The sequence below is a fragment of the Nocardia suismassiliense genome (assembly GCF_900269665.1).
Lineage (GTDB): Bacteria > Actinomycetota > Actinomycetes > Mycobacteriales > Mycobacteriaceae > Nocardia > Nocardia suismassiliense.
On record NZ_LT985361.1, the window covers coordinates 4,719,583 to 4,737,376 of the forward strand.

18 protein-coding genes are annotated in these 17,794 nt (G+C 66.0%); 10 read left to right on the forward strand and 8 right to left on the reverse strand.

What is annotated here, in order from left to right; all coding sequences use genetic code 11:
- Positions 1–148 precede the first annotated feature (148 nt).
- Positions 149–982 (forward strand): acyl-CoA thioesterase family protein, encoded by an 834-nt coding sequence (locus tag DBO33_RS21135; protein ID WP_107656585.1) that lies wholly within the window; start codon positions 149–151, stop codon positions 980–982.
- On the opposite strand, the gene DBO33_RS21140 is transcribed toward DBO33_RS21135, so the two are convergent.
- The 3 genes from DBO33_RS21140 to DBO33_RS21150 form a co-directional block, all read right to left on the reverse strand.
- A complete protein-coding gene (locus DBO33_RS21140) occupies positions 968–1,942 on the reverse strand; it encodes a helix-turn-helix domain-containing protein (RefSeq protein WP_107656586.1) in 975 nt (324 codons plus the stop codon). The genes DBO33_RS21135 and DBO33_RS21140 overlap by 15 nt on opposite strands.
- Positions 1,943–2,048: 106 nt before the next feature.
- Positions 2,049–3,602, reverse strand: a complete 1,554-nt coding sequence (locus tag DBO33_RS21145; RefSeq protein WP_107660470.1) for an acyl-CoA carboxylase subunit beta — start codon at positions 3,600–3,602, stop codon at positions 2,049–2,051.
- Between the two features lie 212 nt (positions 3,603–3,814).
- Positions 3,815–4,438 carry a hemerythrin domain-containing protein gene (locus DBO33_RS21150; protein WP_107656587.1) on the reverse strand — a complete coding sequence of 208 codons (624 nt, stop codon included), beginning with the start codon at positions 4,436–4,438 and terminating at the stop codon, positions 3,815–3,817.
- Between the two features lie 555 nt (positions 4,439–4,993).
- Here DBO33_RS21150 and DBO33_RS21155 point away from each other — a divergent pair.
- From DBO33_RS21155 to DBO33_RS21180, 6 genes are all read left to right on the forward strand, one after another.
- On the forward strand, positions 4,994–5,728 hold the full coding sequence (locus tag DBO33_RS21155; protein ID WP_107660471.1) for a hypothetical protein: 735 nt from the start codon (positions 4,994–4,996) through the stop codon (positions 5,726–5,728).
- Between the two features lie 271 nt (positions 5,729–5,999).
- A complete protein-coding gene (locus DBO33_RS21160) occupies positions 6,000–6,566 on the forward strand; it encodes an ABC transporter permease (protein ID WP_234390957.1) in 567 nt (188 codons plus the stop codon).
- A 92-nt stretch (positions 6,567–6,658) separates the two neighbouring features.
- Positions 6,659–7,546 (forward strand): LLM class flavin-dependent oxidoreductase, encoded by an 888-nt coding sequence (locus tag DBO33_RS21165; RefSeq protein WP_234390958.1) that lies wholly within the window; start codon positions 6,659–6,661, stop codon positions 7,544–7,546.
- 222 nt (positions 7,547–7,768) lie between these two features.
- Positions 7,769–8,617, forward strand: coding sequence for an NAD-dependent epimerase/dehydratase family protein (locus tag DBO33_RS21170; protein ID WP_107656589.1), 849 nt, complete (start codon positions 7,769–7,771; stop codon positions 8,615–8,617).
- A gap of 229 nt (positions 8,618–8,846) precedes the next feature.
- Positions 8,847–9,695, forward strand: a complete 849-nt coding sequence (locus DBO33_RS21175; RefSeq protein ID WP_107656590.1) for an alpha/beta fold hydrolase — start codon at positions 8,847–8,849, stop codon at positions 9,693–9,695.
- Positions 9,695–10,513: an LLM class flavin-dependent oxidoreductase gene (locus tag DBO33_RS21180; protein ID WP_107656591.1), complete on the forward strand. Its 819-nt coding sequence runs from the start codon at positions 9,695–9,697 to the stop codon at positions 10,511–10,513. Before DBO33_RS21175 ends, DBO33_RS21180 begins: the two co-directional genes overlap by 1 nt.
- 45 nt (positions 10,514–10,558) lie before the next feature.
- Here the strand turns inward: DBO33_RS21180 and sigJ are convergent, their stop codons facing one another.
- Entirely contained in the window at positions 10,559–11,485 is a 927-nt protein-coding gene (gene sigJ / locus DBO33_RS21185) for an RNA polymerase sigma factor SigJ (RefSeq protein WP_107656592.1), read from the reverse strand.
- A gap of 283 nt (positions 11,486–11,768) precedes the next feature.
- Between sigJ and DBO33_RS21190 the strand changes: the two genes are divergently transcribed.
- Positions 11,769–12,209 (forward strand): YybH family protein, encoded by a 441-nt coding sequence (locus DBO33_RS21190; RefSeq protein ID WP_107656593.1) that lies wholly within the window; start codon positions 11,769–11,771, stop codon positions 12,207–12,209.
- A 333-nt stretch (positions 12,210–12,542) separates the two neighbouring features.
- Here the strand turns inward: DBO33_RS21190 and DBO33_RS21195 are convergent, their stop codons facing one another.
- The 3 genes from DBO33_RS21195 to DBO33_RS21205 all read right to left on the reverse strand — a co-directional run bounded on the left by DBO33_RS21195 (position 12,543) and on the right by DBO33_RS21205 (position 15,593).
- Entirely contained in the window at positions 12,543–13,109 is a 567-nt protein-coding gene (locus tag DBO33_RS21195) for an isochorismatase family protein (RefSeq protein ID WP_107656594.1), read from the reverse strand.
- Between the two features lie 238 nt (positions 13,110–13,347).
- A complete protein-coding gene (locus DBO33_RS21200; RefSeq protein ID WP_107660473.1) occupies positions 13,348–14,256 on the reverse strand; it encodes an aldo/keto reductase in 909 nt (302 codons plus the stop codon).
- Between the two features lie 347 nt (positions 14,257–14,603).
- On the reverse strand, positions 14,604–15,593 hold the full coding sequence (locus DBO33_RS21205) for a BtrH N-terminal domain-containing protein (RefSeq protein ID WP_199856712.1): 990 nt from the start codon (positions 15,591–15,593) through the stop codon (positions 14,604–14,606).
- A gap of 140 nt (positions 15,594–15,733) precedes the next feature.
- Between DBO33_RS21205 and DBO33_RS44445 the strand changes: the two genes are divergently transcribed.
- Entirely contained in the window at positions 15,734–15,856 is a 123-nt protein-coding gene (locus tag DBO33_RS44445) for a hypothetical protein (protein ID WP_267897889.1), read from the forward strand.
- On the opposite strand, the gene DBO33_RS21210 is transcribed toward DBO33_RS44445, so the two are convergent.
- On the reverse strand, positions 15,853–16,593 hold the full coding sequence (locus tag DBO33_RS21210; RefSeq protein WP_234390959.1) for an NAD(P)H-dependent oxidoreductase: 741 nt from the start codon (positions 16,591–16,593) through the stop codon (positions 15,853–15,855). The genes DBO33_RS44445 and DBO33_RS21210 overlap by 4 nt on opposite strands.
- A 124-nt stretch (positions 16,594–16,717) precedes the next feature.
- On the opposite strand from DBO33_RS21210, the gene DBO33_RS21215 reads away from it, so the two are divergent.
- A complete protein-coding gene (locus tag DBO33_RS21215; RefSeq protein ID WP_107656595.1) occupies positions 16,718–17,782 on the forward strand; it encodes an AraC family transcriptional regulator in 1,065 nt (354 codons plus the stop codon).
- Positions 17,783–17,794 lie beyond the last annotated feature (12 nt).

The following is a 17,794-nucleotide window of genomic DNA, read 5'->3' on the forward strand; positions in this document are numbered from 1 at the left end:
CGTTTCCAACGGCGGATTGCACGGGAGACAGAGGCGCCTGGCTTGCGGATGGGCCAGTTTGAACGCCCGCGTCAACCCATGGAACATCCACGCCAGAAGCGGGCTTACCAATGTCCCGGTTCGTGCATTCCTCCTAGCGTCCTCGTTCATGAAAACCATCAGTGACTACGCGTTTCCGATCCGATCCGACATCCGAGTGCGGCAAGGCGATCTGGGTCGGGACGGCACCGTGAGCACGGTAGGGATGGCCCGCTGGCTGGAGGACGCCCGGATACGACTGGAACTGCCGCAATTCGAACGGCTCGTCACGGCCGGTGAATTCGGCCCCTACCAAATCATTTTCGTCGGCCAAAGCGTCGAACGGCTCGCCCCCGCCCGCCGCACGGACACCGATATCGAAGTGCACACCGATATCCGTCGCATCGGGCGGTCCTCGTTCACCTACGGACATGCGGTGTTCGCCGGCGGCAACAGGGTGGGCAGCGGTAGCGCTACGGTCGTGCTGTTCGGCACCGCGGGACCACTCGCCCTTCCCGACGAATTGATCGCCGATCTCACCGCTCTGGCCGGCCCGGATTCCAGCGACACGGTCGCAGACCGTCCGAAGTCCGAACGCCGGCAGCGCAACCACTACCCGTATTCCGCTCCGCTGCGTGCCCGGATCAGCGACGTCGACATCAATCAGCACGTCAATTTCATCGCACTGGCCACCTGGTACGACGAGGCGGTCGCGGCATTCACGGCCGCGGCACTCGACCTCGACGGACTGGTGCCCGACCTGTCACCGTCGTCCTATCGCATCGACTACGTCGGCGAGGTCACCTATCCCGGAGAATACGAAATCGGCGTCCTGGTCACCGCTTTCGATGCCGACTCCGTCCATTACGAGCTCGGCATCTTTCTCGGCAGCACCTGTCTGGGCGTAGCCGAGGCGATCGGCCCGCGCGGCGAACTGCGCGCCAAGTCGTTAGGTCCTCGCTGAGCGGGCGTACTCGGCGGGTGTCTGGCCGTAGCGTTTCTTGAACGCTCGGATGAAATGGCTGCTGTCGGCAAATTGCCAGTACGCGGCGAGCTCCGCGACTGTCGGGCGGTGCGACGGGGCGGAAAGGGCGCGCCGCGCCTGTGCCAGCCTGCGGTCGCGGATGTAGCCGGTCACCGGTTCACCCGCCAGGGTGAACGCTCGTTGCAGAGTACGCACGGAGACATGGAGTTCCCGGGCCAGCATCGCCGGAGACAGCTCGGGATCAGCGAGCCGACCATCCGCCAAGACTTTCGCCGCCTGGACGAGCGCGGGCCGCAACCCCGGCTCTTTGTCGTCGAACCGACCCGTCGTCACCGCCCTGGCCAGTTCGAGCATGGCACTGTGCGCGGCGTGCACACCGCTCGGGCCGAGGTCGGCCACGGTGGCGTGCACCATGTTCGTATGCGCCATCAGCAGGCGCATCTCCGCCGAGTCCGCCGCCTCGGTGACGCTCCGGTTCCGCAGTCGCGGCGCGAGCACTGCGGAAGGGAGCGTGAGAATCCTGACCGTGGTCTCCGGCGCCGCCCCGAAATGCAACGGCGGGCCGTGCCGCAGCAGGAACTGCCCGGCCGCGACGGTGTATTCGTCGCGATCGGCCGACGCACCCAAAGTCCAAGTGCCACGGCGCACTATATAAATCCGCACCTGGTCGTCGTAGCCGTACGGTGTACCTGCCGTGCGGATGACGGACGCGCTGTCGAGATCGGTGACAGCCACGTCGCGCAGTTTCGCGACGCGGCTTCTGACCCGGAAATCGCCGGTGGTCACCGGACTGAAAGTCGGCAGCGGAAAGCCGTCACCGACCTGTGTCTGCCACCCGTGCCGGAAGGCCTCGAAACCGTGCGATACGGCACCCGGGCCGGTCGAATCCACGACGAAAACCCCACGCGAGGCGGCGAAGTCCGCTCCAGTACTGTCCATCGCCGGCCGATCCACTCCGCGTTCGTTCTCGGACCCCCGCCGCGCCCATATTTTCCCGCGGCAGGGGCCGAGTCAAACTACCTTTATGGCGCCGCTTCCAGCGCAATCACATCGGATAGACCGAATGCTTACGCGGATTGAACTCCGGCTTGACCGGCGGCTTGTCCCGCAACAAGCGCAACGCGTGCCGGATCTCCAGCCGGGTGCGCGCCGGCTCGATGACGGCGTCGATGTAACCGCGTTCGGCGGCGATCCACGGGGTGGCGATGGTCTCGTTGTAATGGTTGACCATGAAGTCGCGCGCGGCCGCCCGCTGCTCGGCAGGCACCGCCGCCAATTGCCGCTTACCGATGAGGTCGACCGCGCTCTCGGCGCCGATCACCGCGATCCGGGCCGTCGGCCAGGCGAAACTGATATCGGCGCCCACCTGCCGGGCCGCCATCATGCCGTAGGCGCCGCCATAGGACTTGCGCACCACCAGGTTGATGATCGGCACCGTGGCCTCGATGATCGCGCGCGGCACCCGGCCACCGCGAATGATCACGCCGTTGGCTTCCTGATCGAGACCCGGCAGCACGCCCGGGGTATCGACGACGAACACCAGCGGAATGTTGAACGCGTCGCAGAGCCGGATGAAATAGGTCGACTTGTCCGAGCAGGCCGCGTCGATGGAGCCACCGAGCACCAACGGTTGATTGGCGATCACACCGACCGGAAAACCGTCGACCCTGGCGAATCCGGTGATCAGGTTCGGCGCGAATTCCGCACGCACCTCGTGGAATTCACCGTCGTCGAAGATCCGCAGCAGAATCTCGTGCATGTCGTACCCGGTGCGATCGGAATCCGGGATGATCTTGTCGAGTTCCCGATCGGTCGCGGTGATCTCCGGCTCCAGACCGGGATTCACGATCGGCGGCTGCTCGAGGCAGCTCGTCGGGAAATAGCTCAGATACTGACGGGCCCAGTCATAGGCCTCTTGCTCGGTGGCCGCCACGTGATGCAGGGTGCCGCGCTTGGCCTGCACCTCCGCACCACCGAGGTCCTCGGCCGAGATGTCCTCACCGTTGACGGCTTTGATCACCTCGGGCCCGGTCACGAACATGTAGGAATCCTTGGTGCCGATCAGCACGTCGGTATTGATCGGCCCGTACACCGAACCCGCAGCGCACTTGCCGAGAATGATCGACACCTGCGGCACATAGCCGGACAGCTTCTCCAACACTCGGGAAATGTCACCGAACGACGCGATCGAGCCCACCGCGTCCTGGATCCGCGCGCCACCGGAGTCGTTGATCGTCACCACCGGGCAGGCGTTGTCGAACGCGAACTGCAACGCGCGCATGAACTTTCGGGCCGACGTGATACCGACCGACCCGCCGTACACGGTCTGGTCGTGCGCGATCACGACCACCGGACGGCCCCCGATCAACCCACGACCGGTGACCAGTCCATCGCCGTAGAGAGCGTCGGGTTGGTCGGGCTGGCGCGCCAGCGCACTGGTCTCGAGGAACGTCCCGGGGTCGAGCAGCATCTGTATCCGCTGCCGGACGCTCGGAATACCCTTCTTCTCCCGCTTGGCAATACCGCCCTCACCTGCGGGTTCCGCAGCGATCGCCAGGATCTTGACCAGTTCATCTAGCTTCGCCTGGGTATCAACCACGCTCGCCGCCACCTTCCCTACCAACTGTTGTGCCTTGGCGACGTTAAGCGGTGTGGACACAAGAACGCGATAACAGTCCCCATATGCGGGACAGGTCACAGTTCGGGCCCGATTGGTATGGCATTCCGAACAGCTCGAAACCGGGCCCGGAGCGGGTCGACTGTACCGCGTGCGGTATGAGGTGACGTGGTGGTTGGTGAGCGCTGCGGGGGTCAGTTCCGCTTCAGGCTGCCGACACTCAGCGAGCCGTTCGAAGGCGTCGGTTTGTTCTCGATGGCCGGTGGCTGGTCGTCGGTCGGCGGCGCGCTCTCGGTCGGCAGTCTGTTCTCGACCTCGCGGATATAGCCAGCGGGATCCTCGTCGACGGCCTCGACACCGGCGTAGTTTCGCGCCTCGTAGGCGGCGAAGGCGACCGCCAGCCGATGGCGGCGCGACAACCCGGCCAGCCTGCGGAAATCGGTGAGGCCCTCGCGTTCTTCCTCGGCCATGTGATCGCTGTTGGCCAGGTTCGCGGCCGCGACCGCCGCGAACCAGTCGTCGGTGCCCACCTGATGCTGTGCGACCTCGGCGACCGCGTCCCTGATCTCGTTGTGGTCGTGGATCGCGTCGAGCGTCTCGTCCTCCACCCGATCCGCGCGCCGGGCCGCGATACCCACCTGCAGCAGCTCCGGATAGAAGATCTCTTCCTCGGCCTTCGCGTGCAGCTCGAGGAATGCCGCGAGCCGGTTCCAGATCGCGGAGAGCACGTCGGTTTCGGCGCGGTCGATCTGCTCCAGAATCGCGAACAGCCGCCGCTGCTCACGGTGGTCGTCGAGAATCAGCTCGGTAATGTCCACAATTCCTCCCTGACAACGCGTTTCAGGTCAGCACTGGACGCCAGGCGAATTAGCTCTCGGGGCAGCTGGCAGGTCCCTGTGATCGACAATAACGCACCCGGACAGTGATCCTCTGGAACGCCTGGTACGGGGGACGGTCGAGACCAGATCCTGTCCCACCCCTGGCACCGTGCCGTCGAGGCGCTGGGCAGGAGTCGGCGCCGCGTTCGTCAGCGGAAGCGACCCATCGGACATTATTGCGGGCGCCCATCGGACATTGGGGGCGCTCGTCGGACATTGGGGGTGCTCGTCGGACATTGGGGGTGCTCGATCGAGGGGCGGCTGGTCGCGCGCCAGGTGGCCAGCCGCAGGCGGGACCGGCCAGCCGCAGGCGGGGCCGGCCAGGGGCTTCGGTGCGTCGATCTCAGTCTGCTGGTGCAGCGAGGTCGGTGAAATGCTCCGGGCCGGTCAGCGGGAACTGGGCCAGTCCGCCTCGCCCGCACCGGGTGCCGTCGATACGCGATGTCGCACCGGCCGCCTATGCTGGCACCCGAAACGCGGATCAGGAGAACAATTTTGGCGAAGCTACACCGCCCGGGGCGCCCCGACGACCTGCCGGACGCGCGACTGCTGTGGACGCGGTGGGCGGCCGTCGCGGTGGCGACCTACAACCGGGACCAGGAGCGCGAGCCCGCGCAGCATCGCTACGGATACTGGATCGACGACGACGGCCTGCACTGGGACGACTGCGGCTGCACCTGGTGGGTGTTCAAGTGGTTCGGCGACGGCCGCGCGGTACTCGTCGGCGAAGACGAATCGAGCAAGGTCAAAACGCACGAGCCCGCGATCGATCTGCTGGCCGGTGCCCCGGAATGGCTGCCGCGCCAATACCTGCAAGGCCTGATCGATGACTACATGGTCGGCTGTGTCTACTGGTTCGACGAGGGTGCCTGGCAGCGGGCGCCCTACCCGGACGACCTGGCCGACGACGGACTCGACTGCGGCATCTCATCGTTGACCACCCGGGAGGGTGCGGTCGGCGAGATCGCTGAGCGGCTCGAGTTCGACGCCACCGACGCCGGCCTGCCCGAACTGTGCGACCAGCTGCTCGACGCCGCCGAGCGCGGCACTGTCACGGAGAACGTGCTCCGGTCCTTCGCCGAGTCGATGACGCGGTTGATGGAGCAGCACTACCCCGGCGACGATTCCCGGCCACGCACCGACGACGACATCGCCGCCATGTTCGCATTGGCCCGTCGCGCCGGTCTGGACACTGCCGCGTGGACCGGCACCCTCGGCGTCCGAAGCTGAACGGGCGGGATTAGATCCCACCCGTGCGATCTGCGCCGACAAGCGACGCTGAAGCTGCGCATCGGTACCGCGAGACGACCGATATCTGGTCGCGAAAGATTCGCTGGAACACCTGAAGTCCGGCCGACGGTAAGGAACGCCAACTAACGAGACGCTGGGCTATGTGTTCGAGACTCTCGCTCATGGAGTGTCTCGGCGGGGCGGGTTCTACTTTCTATGTCCACATAGGAGGACCGCCATGTCCCATCACAATCCACGCTCAGTGGCCACAATGAGTGCCGTTCCGAACAACAGACCCTCGTATCTGACTTTCGGTCTCGCCTGGCTGCTCGGGTATGCCGCTTTCGCCCTGACCTACGGTGACGATCCCAATCTGCCGATACCTTCCGCCGTCGCGCCCGTTCTGCTACTCGGCGGACTGCTGGCGGGCTTGATCGTGACCGGGGTGTTCGCCGTCCGAGCACAGCGCGGCACCCACGGTCGCGAGGCTGTTGTCGGCATCTTGCTGGCCGCGTCCTGGTTGATCGGCTTCAGCGCGCTGTATCTGATCATCACGGCCCTGGAGACGGCGCTGCACGACGTGCAGGTGCAGACGCTGTTGTGGCCGACCGGGTCCGGCCTCGTCGTCGGAATGATCTATCTCGCAGGCGGAGCCGCATATCGTGATCTCGTCCAGTACACGCTCGGCGCCTGGCTTGCGGTGACGTCGTCGGCCGCGCTACTGCTCGACGGAGCAAGCCTGTACTGGGTCTTGGCTATCGCCGGAGGCGGCGGCTACCTCGTCGCCGCACTGTGCCAGATCCGCGAACCTGACCCGGATCTCCCGGGCCGATCGTGACCCGGTGAGGCACGCGCCACCTCGCCACGATTCCGTGTGACGGGCTGCTACGGCGCAAGACTGACGGCTGAGCGGGCTGGCATGATCGCACTGTGAATTTGCGATTCGGTATTCAGTGGGCGCCGACCGTGACCGAGCTCCCGCAGTTGCGTGCGATGGCGAAGGTGGCGGACCGGGAAGGCCTGGATCTGCTCGGCATCCAGGACCATCCGTACTCGGGCGGACTGGCCGACACGTTCGCGGTGATCGCCACCATCCTGGCGGAAACCGAACGGCTGCGGGTGTTTCCGGATGTGGCGAGCCTGCCGTTGCGCGGGCCCGCGATGCTCGGAAAACAAGCCGCGACTTTGGATCTACTCAGCGGCGGCCGCTTCGAACTGGCCCTGGGCGCGGGCGCGTTCTGGCCCGCGATCGGCGCCATGGGCGGCCCGGTGCGATCGAATCCCGAAGCGCTGCAAGCACTCGAGGAAGCCACCGCGATCATCCGCGCCATGTGGCTGCCGGGGACGAAGGCGAAAGTCCATGGCACGCACTACACCGTGCACGGCGTGCAGTCCGGACCCGCACCCGCACATCCGGTCGGCATCTGGTTCGGCAGCGTCGGCCCGAAGGCCAACGCCCTCACCGGACGGATCGCCGACGGATGGGCCGCACCGATCCCGCACTACCTGCCGTACGAGAAATGGCAAGCGGCACAAGACATCATCTCCGCCACCGCGACCGAGGCCGGACGTAACCCCGCCGACATCACCCGAATGGCCCAACTCGTCGGCACGATCACCGACACCCCAGGACAGGTCACCCTTCGCGGCGAAGCATCGATCCGCACCGACGCCGCAGGCTGGGCCCGCATCCTCGCCGATCTCGCCACTGAAACCGGCTTCGACACTTTCGTCTACTGGCCCGAATCCGCCGACGACACCCAACTCCGCCGCTGGATCGGCGACGTCATCCCCGTCACCCGCGCCTTGTGCGCCTGAACTCCCAGCCGCTGACGGTGCGGGGGCCATCAGCTTCGACAGGGCTCGCTCCGGGTCGATGAGGTACGCATGATCGTCGTGCATTGGCCGACGCAGCGAGGAAAGCGTGACCGTGAATGCGTTCGTGCGTTTCACCGGACGGCGAACATGTCCTCGGCCTAGGACCGCGCACTCGATATGGTGTGGTCAGCAGGTATGACGGGGAGTGCGACCACGCGGGTAATGTCGGGGTCCGTGGAGTCGGCAGTAGTTTTGATAACTGGTTCGTCCGGTGTGGTGGGAGCTGCCGTCGCGCAGGAAATGCACGCGGCGGGTTGGCAGGTGCGGGGCTGGGACGTTCTTCCCGGCAAGTGGACCACCCATCGTGGCGATCTGCGCGACCCGCAACTTCGAGCACGCGCCGTCAACGGGGCCGAGGTTGTCGTGCACACGGCTGCGTTGCACGCTCCGCATGTCGGGCGGGTCGGCGACGACGAGTTCCGCGCCGTCAACGTGGACGCCACCGCCGCCCTGCTCGAGCAGGCGTCCGAATGTGGTGTCCGGCGAATGGTTTACACCAGCAGCACCTCGGTATACGGGCACGCATTGGTGCCCACCGATCGTGCGGTCTGGGTCGACGAAACGCTGGAACCGCGGCCGCGTGACATCTATGACGAAACCAAACTCGGCGCGGAAGCTCTTCTCGCCGAGAGTGATCGAACACTGACCACGGTCGTGCTGCGCATCGCCCGTTGCTTCCCGGAGGAGCCTGCCATCCAGGCTGCCCACCGGCTATACCGCGGCGTCGACGTCCGCGATGTAGCCCGTGCTCACCGACTGGCCGCTGAACACCCTGAGGTAACCGGAGCATTCAACATCGCCGGACCAATGGTGTTCCGCCCCAACGACACCCAGCAGTTGTGGCACGACCCGAGACCAGTGCTCGAACAACGAGCTCCCGACATCGTCACCTTGTTCCAGCGTCGAGGCTGGCCACTGCCGTCCACCATCGACCGCGTCTACGACTCCGCCAAAGCCCGCCGAGAGCTCGGCTACCAGCCGACCTACGACGCCGCAGCGCTCGCCGGCTAGTCGCTGGCGGGTCACGGCTGAACCGTTCGGCCTGCTCGGCAGGCGTGCACGGCTCGCGATCGCCCGACCGAACGAGCCCACGCCGGCCCCGGGGCGGCCGAGCGCGGTGAGAAGCCGCAGTTCCACGTCGGACGTGAAGTCACACTGGCGAGTTGCACTCCTGATCGCGATCGATACGATCGAAAACTGACGCTGTTGGCAACGGACCGTGCGGTCTAGCGTTGCCTCCATGACCGACTCCCTTTCGCACGGCGAGCAACTCGTCGAGCTCAACGAGGCCGAGCTGTGCTTCGAGACCTTCGGCAACCCCGCCGACCCGGCGATCCTGCTCATCGATGGCGCGGCCGCCTCGATGCTGTGGTGGGAAACCGAACTGTGCGAACAGATCTCGCGCGGCGACCGGTTCGTGATCCGCTACGACAACCGGGACACCGGCAGATCGACCAGCTACCCGAAGGGGCAGCCGGGCTACGCGTACACCGACCTGGCCGCGGACGCACTCGGCCTCCTCGACGCCCTGCACATCGAACGCGCACACATCGTCTGCCGATCGATGTCCGGCGGCATCGGACTCATCCTCGGCGTAGACCACCCCGACCGGGTGGCGTCACTGACATTCGTCTCCACTTCCACCGGCGCCGAAGGACTTCCGCCGTCGTCGGAGGAGCTCAGCACCCCCGCCGACCCGGACCCCACTGATTCCCGCGCGGTAGTGGATTATGTTGTCGCCTCGGCGAAGGCGTACTCGGGCGGCTCACCCTACTTCGACGAAACCGCCACCCGCGCACTGGTCGAACGGGACGTAGCCCGCACTCGCGACATCGGCTCCACCCTCGTCAACCACTACGCGATGAGCTTCGACGGCGCGTCCCGCGATTTCGCCGCGATCACAGCGCCGACTCTCGTGGTGCACGGCGACCACGACCCGGCTTTCCCGCTCCCACATGCATATTCGCTCCGCGACACGATTCCCGGCGCGACGCTGCTGATCCTGGAAGGCGCCGGGCACGACCTACCGAAGCCACTATGGGATGTGTTCGTCCCCGCCCTGCTTCAGCACACCAAAGGCGGTCTCTGATGACCACGTTGCAGTCGGCACTCTGGCTGCCGATATTCGATGAGCTCGCCGACCCGATCGCGATCGCACGACTGGCCGCCGAGGCGGAGGAGGCAGGCTGGCACGGCATATTCGTCTGGGACCACGTGCGTTGGCGGGAGCCGGTCCAGCAGGTCGCCGACCCGTGGATCACGCTGGCCGCGATCGCCACCGCCACCGAAAACCTCCGGTTCGGCCCCATGGTCACACCCCTTGCCCGCCGCCGACCCACCAAGGTCGCCAGGGAGACCGCAACACTCGACCGCCTCAGCGGCGGCCGCCTCACCCTCGGCGTCGGCCTCGGCAGCAATCGCTTCGCCGAAGAACTATCGGCCACCGGCGAGGAACTCGACGACCGGCGGCGCGGTCAAATGCTCGACGAATCACTACAGATCCTCACCGCTGCCTGGTCCGGTGAGCCGGTGCACCACCACAGCGAGCACTACACCGTCGACGGAATCTCCTTCCTGCCCACCCCGATTCAACGCCCCGGCGTGCCGGTATGGGCCGCGGGATTCCCCGGCAACCTCCGCCCGCTACGCCGCGCCGCCCGCCACGACGGTTTCTTCCCCGTCAACCTCGAACACCCCGACCAGCTCGCCGAGATCGCCTCCACTCTCACCGCCCTCCGGCAGCACAGCACCACCCCATTCGACATCGCCGTCCCCCTCCCGGCCAACGCCGACCCCGCCCCCTACGTCAAGGCGGGCGCCACCTGGTGGCTGGCAGAGTTCGAGCCGGACACCGTGACGCTGGACCAGGTGCGAGGTGTCCTCCGTGACGGGCCGGTCGAAAGGTGATGGTGCGATTCGGCAGTTCGCGTGTGCGGCAACACCGGGCAGCCATTATCGAATGAGCTGAGCGGTCGTCCATTGGCGGAGCTTGTCGGGATTGCGGACGGCCCAGACATGTCGGATTCGATTGTCCGAGATATCGAAGGCCAGCACCGCCGTGACGGTTCCGTTCATCTGCGTCACCAAACCGGGCTGGCCGTTGACCGTGCACTCCAAGATCGTCACACCGCGTACCCGGCCTGAGACGTCGACGAGGTAGCGGGCGATCTGCTCGCCACCCTCGATCGGCCGCGGCGCGGCGTCGACCTGACCGCCGCCGTCGGCGATCGCCGTGGCAGCAGGGTCGAGGAACCCGATGAGGGCGTTGATATCCCGGGCTTCCCACGCCTGCTTGAACCCTCGCACGACGCGCGCCTGCTCGGCGGTAGGCGCCGCGGCGGGCTGCGCGGCATCGATGCGCCTGCGCGCTGAGGTGGCGAGCTGACGGCACGCCGCCGGACTGCGACCGACGATCTCGGCCACTTCCGCGAACGGGTAGCGGAAGACGTCGTGCAGGATGAACGCCACGCGCTCGGCGGGGGTCATCGATTCGAGCACGACAAGAAATGCCATATTGATCGACTCGTCGAGAGTGACCCGGTCGGCAGGATCGGTGCCTGCGCTCCACTCACCACGGTCCGGCAGCGGTTCAGGAACCCACTCACCGACATAGCGCTCCCGCCTGACGCGCGCCGAGCCGAGCAGATCCAAGCAGATGCGGCCCGCGACCCTCGTCAACCACGCACCCGGGGCGGCGATGTCCTGCTGCTGGCTCCGGGACATGGCATACCAGCGCGCATAGGTCTCCTGCACGACGTCCTCGGCATCGGCAAGAGAACCGAGGAGCCGATACGCGAGATTGATCAGCTGCCGACGCTCGCTCATGATCGCGTCCAGGCTCGGATCGAGCCGGCCGCCCGGCCCGGGTTCGGTGGTCATCGCGTCGCCGATCTTCCGCTGTTGCTTCCACTCACATCGTTACGACGAAACAGCCGTCCGGAATGTGATGTTGCCAGAGCGACCGCGCGGGAGCGGTCGTCGGCACCGGGACATTCGCCGCCCACGACCCGCGGTGTCGGCGACCTCTTTGGATGGGTGTTGCGCCGCCCGGCCCAGCCGCAGCGCGCCTCACATTCCGGACCGCGGCGTCGTCGGAGTAGCGGAACCACCACGACCGCGCCAGGCGAACGGGTGCCGGTCCGAATCTCGAACAGAGGATGCGATGACTACCAACGATTCCGAACTCGAAACGTTCTTCGCCACCCGTGCCGAGGCGCAGCAGTCGAAGAACATCGATCGACTCATGGAGCACTACGACCCCGACATCGTCTACTACGACGTCGTACCCCCACTCCGGTTCGCCGGGCACGACGAAGTACGCCGCAACTTCCTGCGCTGGTTCGACGGCTACGAGGGTCCCATCAGCCTGCAAACCCACGACCGCACCGTGCGGACCAGCGGCGACGTCGCCTTCGCCAACATGCTCCACCTCGACTCGGGAACCCGCAAAGGTGGACTGCAAGCATCCATCTGGGTACGCGAGACCGTGTGCCTGCACCGCTCCAACGGCGGCTGGCTGATCACCCATGAACACATCTCGATCCCGATCAACCCGGAGAACCTGCAAGTCTGGTTCGCCGCAGACAAGGACCAACCTGCCTGACCGAGCCGCTGTGCAGACCGGCTCGGGACACCCGAGCCGGTCGATAACCCGATGCCGTCTGCACCGAACCGGCCGACGACCTGCACGGAATTCGCCACTGCCGCCGAACGATTCGCTGGAAATTCTGCCGTGCGCCCCGACCCTTGGCGTGAACATTTGATCGGAGAGGCGCGCATCTGTTCGTGCGCGCTCCTGGGCGCCTATCGCGTACGACTCCGAAATACACTGCTGGACAGGCGATCAGGGGGAACTGATGTCACTCGCCTCTCGGCCGATGCCAACCTCAGTTCCTCCTGATCATCCGACCAATAGGGCGACACGAGGTGCCGTCGGTCAACCAGCGGTTTTTGCGTCGATTTTTATGCCTGCCGCTTGGAGTTCGTCCAGTGCGCGTTCGATGCTGCCGGGGGATACGCCTGCGGAGAGGTTCACGAGTACTCGGGTGTTGAAACCGGCGGTGTGGGCGTCCATGGCGGTGGCGCGGACGCAGTGGTCGGTGGCGATGCCGCAGACGTCGACGGTGTCGATGTCGTTGGCGCGCAACCAGTCTGCGAGTGCCGTGCCGTCCTTGGTGGCGCCCTGGAATCCGGAGTAGGCAGCGGCGTAGGCGCCTTTGAAGAAGACCTCATCGATCGGCGCGGTGTCCAGATTCGGATGGAAGTCGGCGCCGGGGGTGTCTACCCGGCAGTGCGGCGGCCACGTGTCGACGAAATCGGGAGTGTCGGAGAAATGGGCACCGGGATCGATGTGATAGTCGCGGGTGGCGGTGATCGCGGCATAGTGACTGTCACGCAGATACCGACTGATTCGTTCAGCCAGCGCGGCCCCGCCCGCAACGGCCACCGTCCCGCCCTCGCAGAAGTCGTTCTGTACGTCGACGATGATCAGAGCTTTGCCCATGACGCCTCCACAAGATCGGTCCCGCAACGTTTTTCGACCAGCATTGATTGTAGATTGCTATCACCGGCGCGCATCGATGAACGCACAATCGGCTCATCTGACCCGCATCTCCGCCATGCTTCCGGAGCTGCTTGCATGCTGGGCGGTCGCGCAACTCCGACGAGGCTGTCCTCGCCGACGACCGCGAAACCTTGTGGAACGGAACGCGGATGGTTGTTCGATGAATGATCGTGTTGAGTTATTGCTCGGCTCGATGAACGGCGTCGAGCCGGGTCAAATCGTCTGGCGTGAGCGACAGTCCGGCCGCGGCTACGTTGTCCACCAGGTGGTCCGGGTCGCCTGTGCCGGGGATGACCAGCACATGCGGACCGCGGTGCAATGCCCATGCCAGGCGTATCTGCGCTGGTGTGACGCCGTGCGCGCGGGCGATGGCACCGACTTCCGGATGTTCGCCGGCCGTAGCGCCCGCTTCCCGACCCGCACCGGCGATGGTAAAGAACGGCACGAACGCGACTCCCTGCGCACCGCAGGCGTCGACGAACTCGTCCTGGTTGCCGCGGTGGCCGAGCCCGTAGGGATTCTGTACGCACACCACCGGGGCGATCGCCTGGGCTTCGGCCAGATCCGCGGGCGTGGCATTCGAGACCTCGAGGTGGCGGATCAGCCCGGCCTCGCGCAACTCGGCCAGTACACCGAAATGCTCGGCAATCGAGTCCCGGCCGGATCGCCGCAGATACACCAGATCGAGATGATCGCGGCCGAGTTGGCGCAGATTTTCCTCGACCTCGCCGCGGAGTTGCCCCGGGGTGGCCGGCTCCAGCCAATTCCCGGACCGATCGCGGCGTGGCCCGACTTTCGCGGCGATGACCAGCTCATCCGGGTACGGAGCGAGTGCGAAATTGATCAGCTCGTTCGCCGAACGCAACCGGGAAAAATAGAACGCGGCAGTATCAATGTGATTCACCCCGAGTTCGACCGCTCGACGGAGCACCTGAACAGCCTCACCTCGATCGCGCGGCACCGCGTCCGCTGCGAACGCCTGACCGTACTGCGGAAGCCGCATCGCGCCCAACCCGATCCGATTGACCGTCAAGTCGCCGAGCTTCCAGGATCCTCCGGCCGCCGCGTCCACCCTCACTGAAACCATGAAAGGCATTCTGTCACAAGGCAAAATCAGAACTTCGCAGCTACCGAGCCATCCCTGGAAGTATCAGCTCCTCCTATTCGGCCCAACCGTCCGCACAGCGGCGTGCGCGGTGTAACTGGTGTGCTGGCCGTCCGCTAAGCGATCAAGGCTTGATATGGCGCTATTCGCTCCACGTGTCCCGCCGGGCATCCGAATTGCAGATACGCATGCTGCCAGCCACTGAAGTTCACGCCATCGATTCGGTGGGGAGCGGCGTTGCCCGGTGACGCCCCGCCGCCGCTCTGGCTGCGGCCGCGGTTTGGCAGGTGTCGCTGGACCACAAAACTCTCCGGGGGCCACATCAGCTACTACTGCTCACTTCCCAGCCGACTCAGCCCCTGCATGGCTTCGCGCTCGATCCGGGAAAGGTCGCTGAGGATGCTGCCTGCCTGATCGAGGCATTGAGCATCTCCTGACGCACCGGCTTGCGCGATCAGCGCGGCGACTTGCGTCCAACCGGTCGCTGCCTCGGTATACAGCCGGTGGCCGGTGCGCAGATGGGGGCTGTCGAGGGTCTGGGCGCATTCGGCGAGGAAGTCGCGGTAGAAGTTGCGGAATAGGGCGCCGCCGGTGCCGGCCTGCTCCATCAATCGGGCAGCCTGCGGTAGGTCGCGCTGCGGGTCGTCGGTCCGCTCGAACCAGGTGGGTACCAGCTTGCTGGCCTTTTCGATGCCTCGGTGTCCGAGGTTGGCGATGGGCGGGTTGAGGAAGGCGTCGGCGCAGGCGGTGATGGCGGGCACGATCTGGCTCGGCGGGGCGGGCAGGTCCTGTGCAGCAGTGAAGGCGAAGGATCGGTGTTTGGCGGTCATCGGACCGCGCGCGGCCCTGGCCTGAGCGAGGCTGGTCAGCGTGGTCGATACCGTGCCACCTTGCTGGTCGGTGTCCACCAGGTAGGCGTTGTGGTCGTCGTAGCCATACATGGCGACCACGTGACCGCCGAAGTGCACCTTCGACGTGAAGTAGTCCAGGTAGAAGCTGTCGAGCTGCAGTCCGACAGGGTGGCCGGCACCGAGGAGGTCGACCACGTTCTCCCACGCCTTGCGAGAGGAGGCGGTCTCCTGGACCAGAAGCTCCAGCCCGAGCCTGGTGGCCAGGTTTCTGGTGAGCTCGAACGGCTTGACCCGTCCACCGAGGAAGGGAAAGCCCATGCTCTTACTGTCCCAGTAGATGAACGACAGTCCCGAACCGAGACCGAACATCATCGGCTCGGACAGCTCGAGCCCATGCTGCCGCAGCAGCACACCCAAAGCTGTTGTCTCGCAGTGCCGCATACCGCGGGCCTCAATGTCGATCAGCATGGCTATGCGGACACCTTCCTGGGCGGCGATCATCACTGTTATCGGCGCTTCCGCTTGCCCAAGCCAGACAGGCCTCACGTACAGCCCGCACTCTTGGACGGCAAAGAAACCGCGCTGCCATCATGTTGGACTCTCCCGTGATGGGAGAGTCCAACGCTATCCCGGCCGGACTTCTGGCCCGCCTCGAGCAGATCGGGCACTACCCGGCGAAATCGGTCCGGCCGCCGCTCGGATCGATGCGCGGGATGTTCCTCAACCCCTAGGCAGCGACGTGACTCGCGGCGAGCAATGCGTCGACGAAGCCCTCGGCCTTCGCGTCGAAGGCGGCGTAGTGGGCGGTCCGCGCGTCTCCGCCGATCGCCTCGCCGATCACGAGATTGCCTTCGGCGTCGATACTTTGGGGCGACTCCTCGGCATCGGGAAGCAGGCCGACCCGCGAGTCCGCGAAACCGCTGTAGTAGGCCAAGCCGTCGTTGAGCTGGGCTTCCAGTAGCTGCTGCATGCCGGGGATGATCGCGTCATCGGCTGTCGCTCCGGCCAATCCGAGCCACAGGATGCGCTTGCCTGCCAGGCGCGGCTTGCTGCGGCCGTAGGCGAAACCGTAGTTCCACACGGTATCGATCCAGCCTTTGAGCAGGGCGGGAACGCTCTGCCAGTAGACCGGGAACACCACGACCACGACCTCAGCGGCCAGCACGCGCCGCATGTGCGCCTCGGCGGTGGGGGAGTAGACCTTGTCGCGATTGCCCCACTCGGGCTGGTCCGCGACGGACATCCGCGGGTCGAAGTTCTCGGCCTGCAGATCGAGGAAGTCGACCGTGTACCCGGCGGCGGCGAGGCGGCCGACGGCGAGGTCGGCGATATGAGCGGAGAGCGAGTCGGAGCGGTGGTGGCCGAGGACCACGAGCGCGTTGGCACCCGGTGTGGAGGTATCGGTGGTGCTCGATCCGGCGGCGGTCAGTTCGGCGGTGGGAGTGATGGTGGCGGCGGACTGGGTCACGGTGAGTTCTCCTGTTCGATCGGGTGCGGGCTGGTCGGCCCGGTCGCCTCAGTCAACCGCGGATCGTGTGGACGATCTATGGGAGATCATCTCCAGTCGATAGGAATTCGTCTACGCTGACGGGGTGGACCCGTTGAGTTCGTTGTTGAGCGGCATTCGTGCCGAAGGATCGGTCGTGGCCCATGCCGTGCTGCGCCCGCCGTGGACGATTCGCTTCGCCGACCGTGCGCCCCTGATCATGGTGACGGTGCTGCGTGGCGACGGCACGCTGGTGCTCGCTGATGGATCACGCACGAGTCTGGTCGCCGGCGACACTGCGCTCGTGCAGGCGGGTGAACCCTTTCACCTTGCCGACACGCCCGACGCGCTCGACCGTCCGCACGAGCGCTATGAGCTGTCCTGTTTCGTGCCGGACGGATTCGGTCCGGCCGATATCAGTTGCGCGACACCGGAATTGATCGTCACGCCATCCACAACCGGTGTGCCAGGCGAGACTTCGCTGCTCGTCGGCGCCTACCGGGCATCGGGGCGACGCCACGAACGGCTGTTGCGAGCGCTACCGCAGGTGATGGTGATCCACGAAGACCCTGAAATGTGCTTGTGGCTGGAACAATCCGCCGCCGACGCAGTCCGGTTCAGCGCGGGCTCGCAGGCGCTGATGGACCGGCTGCTGGACTGGGCACTGGTCTGCACACTGCGCTCCTGGCTCGCCGAACAGCAGCATTGCGCCCCCGCCTGGTACCGGGGGATGGCCGACCCGATCGTCGGCCCGGCGCTCACCGCCATCCACGACCGGCCGTTCCACCGCTGGACCGTGGCGAGCCTGGCCGCCGAGGCGGCGGTCTCGCGCGCACTGTTCGCTCGGCGCTTCACCGAAGTGATGGGCGAACCGCCACTGGCCTACCTCACCGAATGGCGCATGGCCGAAGCCGAAGAACTGCTCGCCGACCCCGCTCGCAGCGTCGCCCAGGTGGCGACCACGGTCGGCTATTCCGACACCTTCGGCTTCAGTGCGGCCTTCAAACGGCTCCGCGGGACGAGTCCCACCGAGTTCCGGGCAGCGCTGGTGCGGGCCGCACCCCGCGACGAGTCGTCCGGGTGGATCTCGCGGATCACGACAGCATCGAACCACTCCACGCGCTCACGCCGCACGAGTGCGTCGAGGACCGAGGGCTCGGTCTCGCGCTGACAAAACCCGCAG

Excerpts from the sequence above, each read along its gene's own strand:
- DBO33_RS21180 (WP_107656591.1), top strand. The coding sequence starts at position 9,695 with ATGACCACGTTGCAGTCGGCACTCTGGCTGCCGATATTCGATGAGCTC.
- DBO33_RS21200 (WP_107660473.1), bottom strand. The coding sequence starts at position 14,256 with ATGGTTTCAGTGAGGGTGGACGCGGCGGCCGGAGGATCCTGGAAGCTC.
- DBO33_RS21205 (WP_199856712.1), bottom strand. The coding sequence starts at position 15,593 with ATGCTGATCGACATTGAGGCCCGCGGTATGCGGCACTGCGAGACAACA.
- DBO33_RS21135 (WP_107656585.1), top strand. The coding sequence starts at position 149 with ATGAAAACCATCAGTGACTACGCGTTTCCGATCCGATCCGACATCCGA.
- DBO33_RS44445 (WP_267897889.1), top strand. The coding sequence starts at position 15,734 with ATGGGAGAGTCCAACGCTATCCCGGCCGGACTTCTGGCCCGCCTCGAG.
- sigJ (WP_107656592.1), bottom strand. The coding sequence starts at position 11,485 with ATGACCACCGAACCCGGGCCGGGCGGCCGGCTCGATCCGAGCCTGGAC.
- DBO33_RS21160 (WP_234390957.1), top strand. The coding sequence starts at position 6,000 with ATGAGTGCCGTTCCGAACAACAGACCCTCGTATCTGACTTTCGGTCTC.
- DBO33_RS21195 (WP_107656594.1), bottom strand. The coding sequence starts at position 13,109 with ATGGGCAAAGCTCTGATCATCGTCGACGTACAGAACGACTTCTGCGAG.
- DBO33_RS21170 (WP_107656589.1), top strand. The coding sequence starts at position 7,769 with ATGTCGGGGTCCGTGGAGTCGGCAGTAGTTTTGATAACTGGTTCGTCC.
- DBO33_RS21190 (WP_107656593.1), top strand. The coding sequence starts at position 11,769 with ATGACTACCAACGATTCCGAACTCGAAACGTTCTTCGCCACCCGTGCC.
- DBO33_RS21140 (WP_107656586.1), bottom strand. The coding sequence starts at position 1,942 with ATGGACAGTACTGGAGCGGACTTCGCCGCCTCGCGTGGGGTTTTCGTC.
- DBO33_RS21175 (WP_107656590.1), top strand. The coding sequence starts at position 8,847 with ATGACCGACTCCCTTTCGCACGGCGAGCAACTCGTCGAGCTCAACGAG.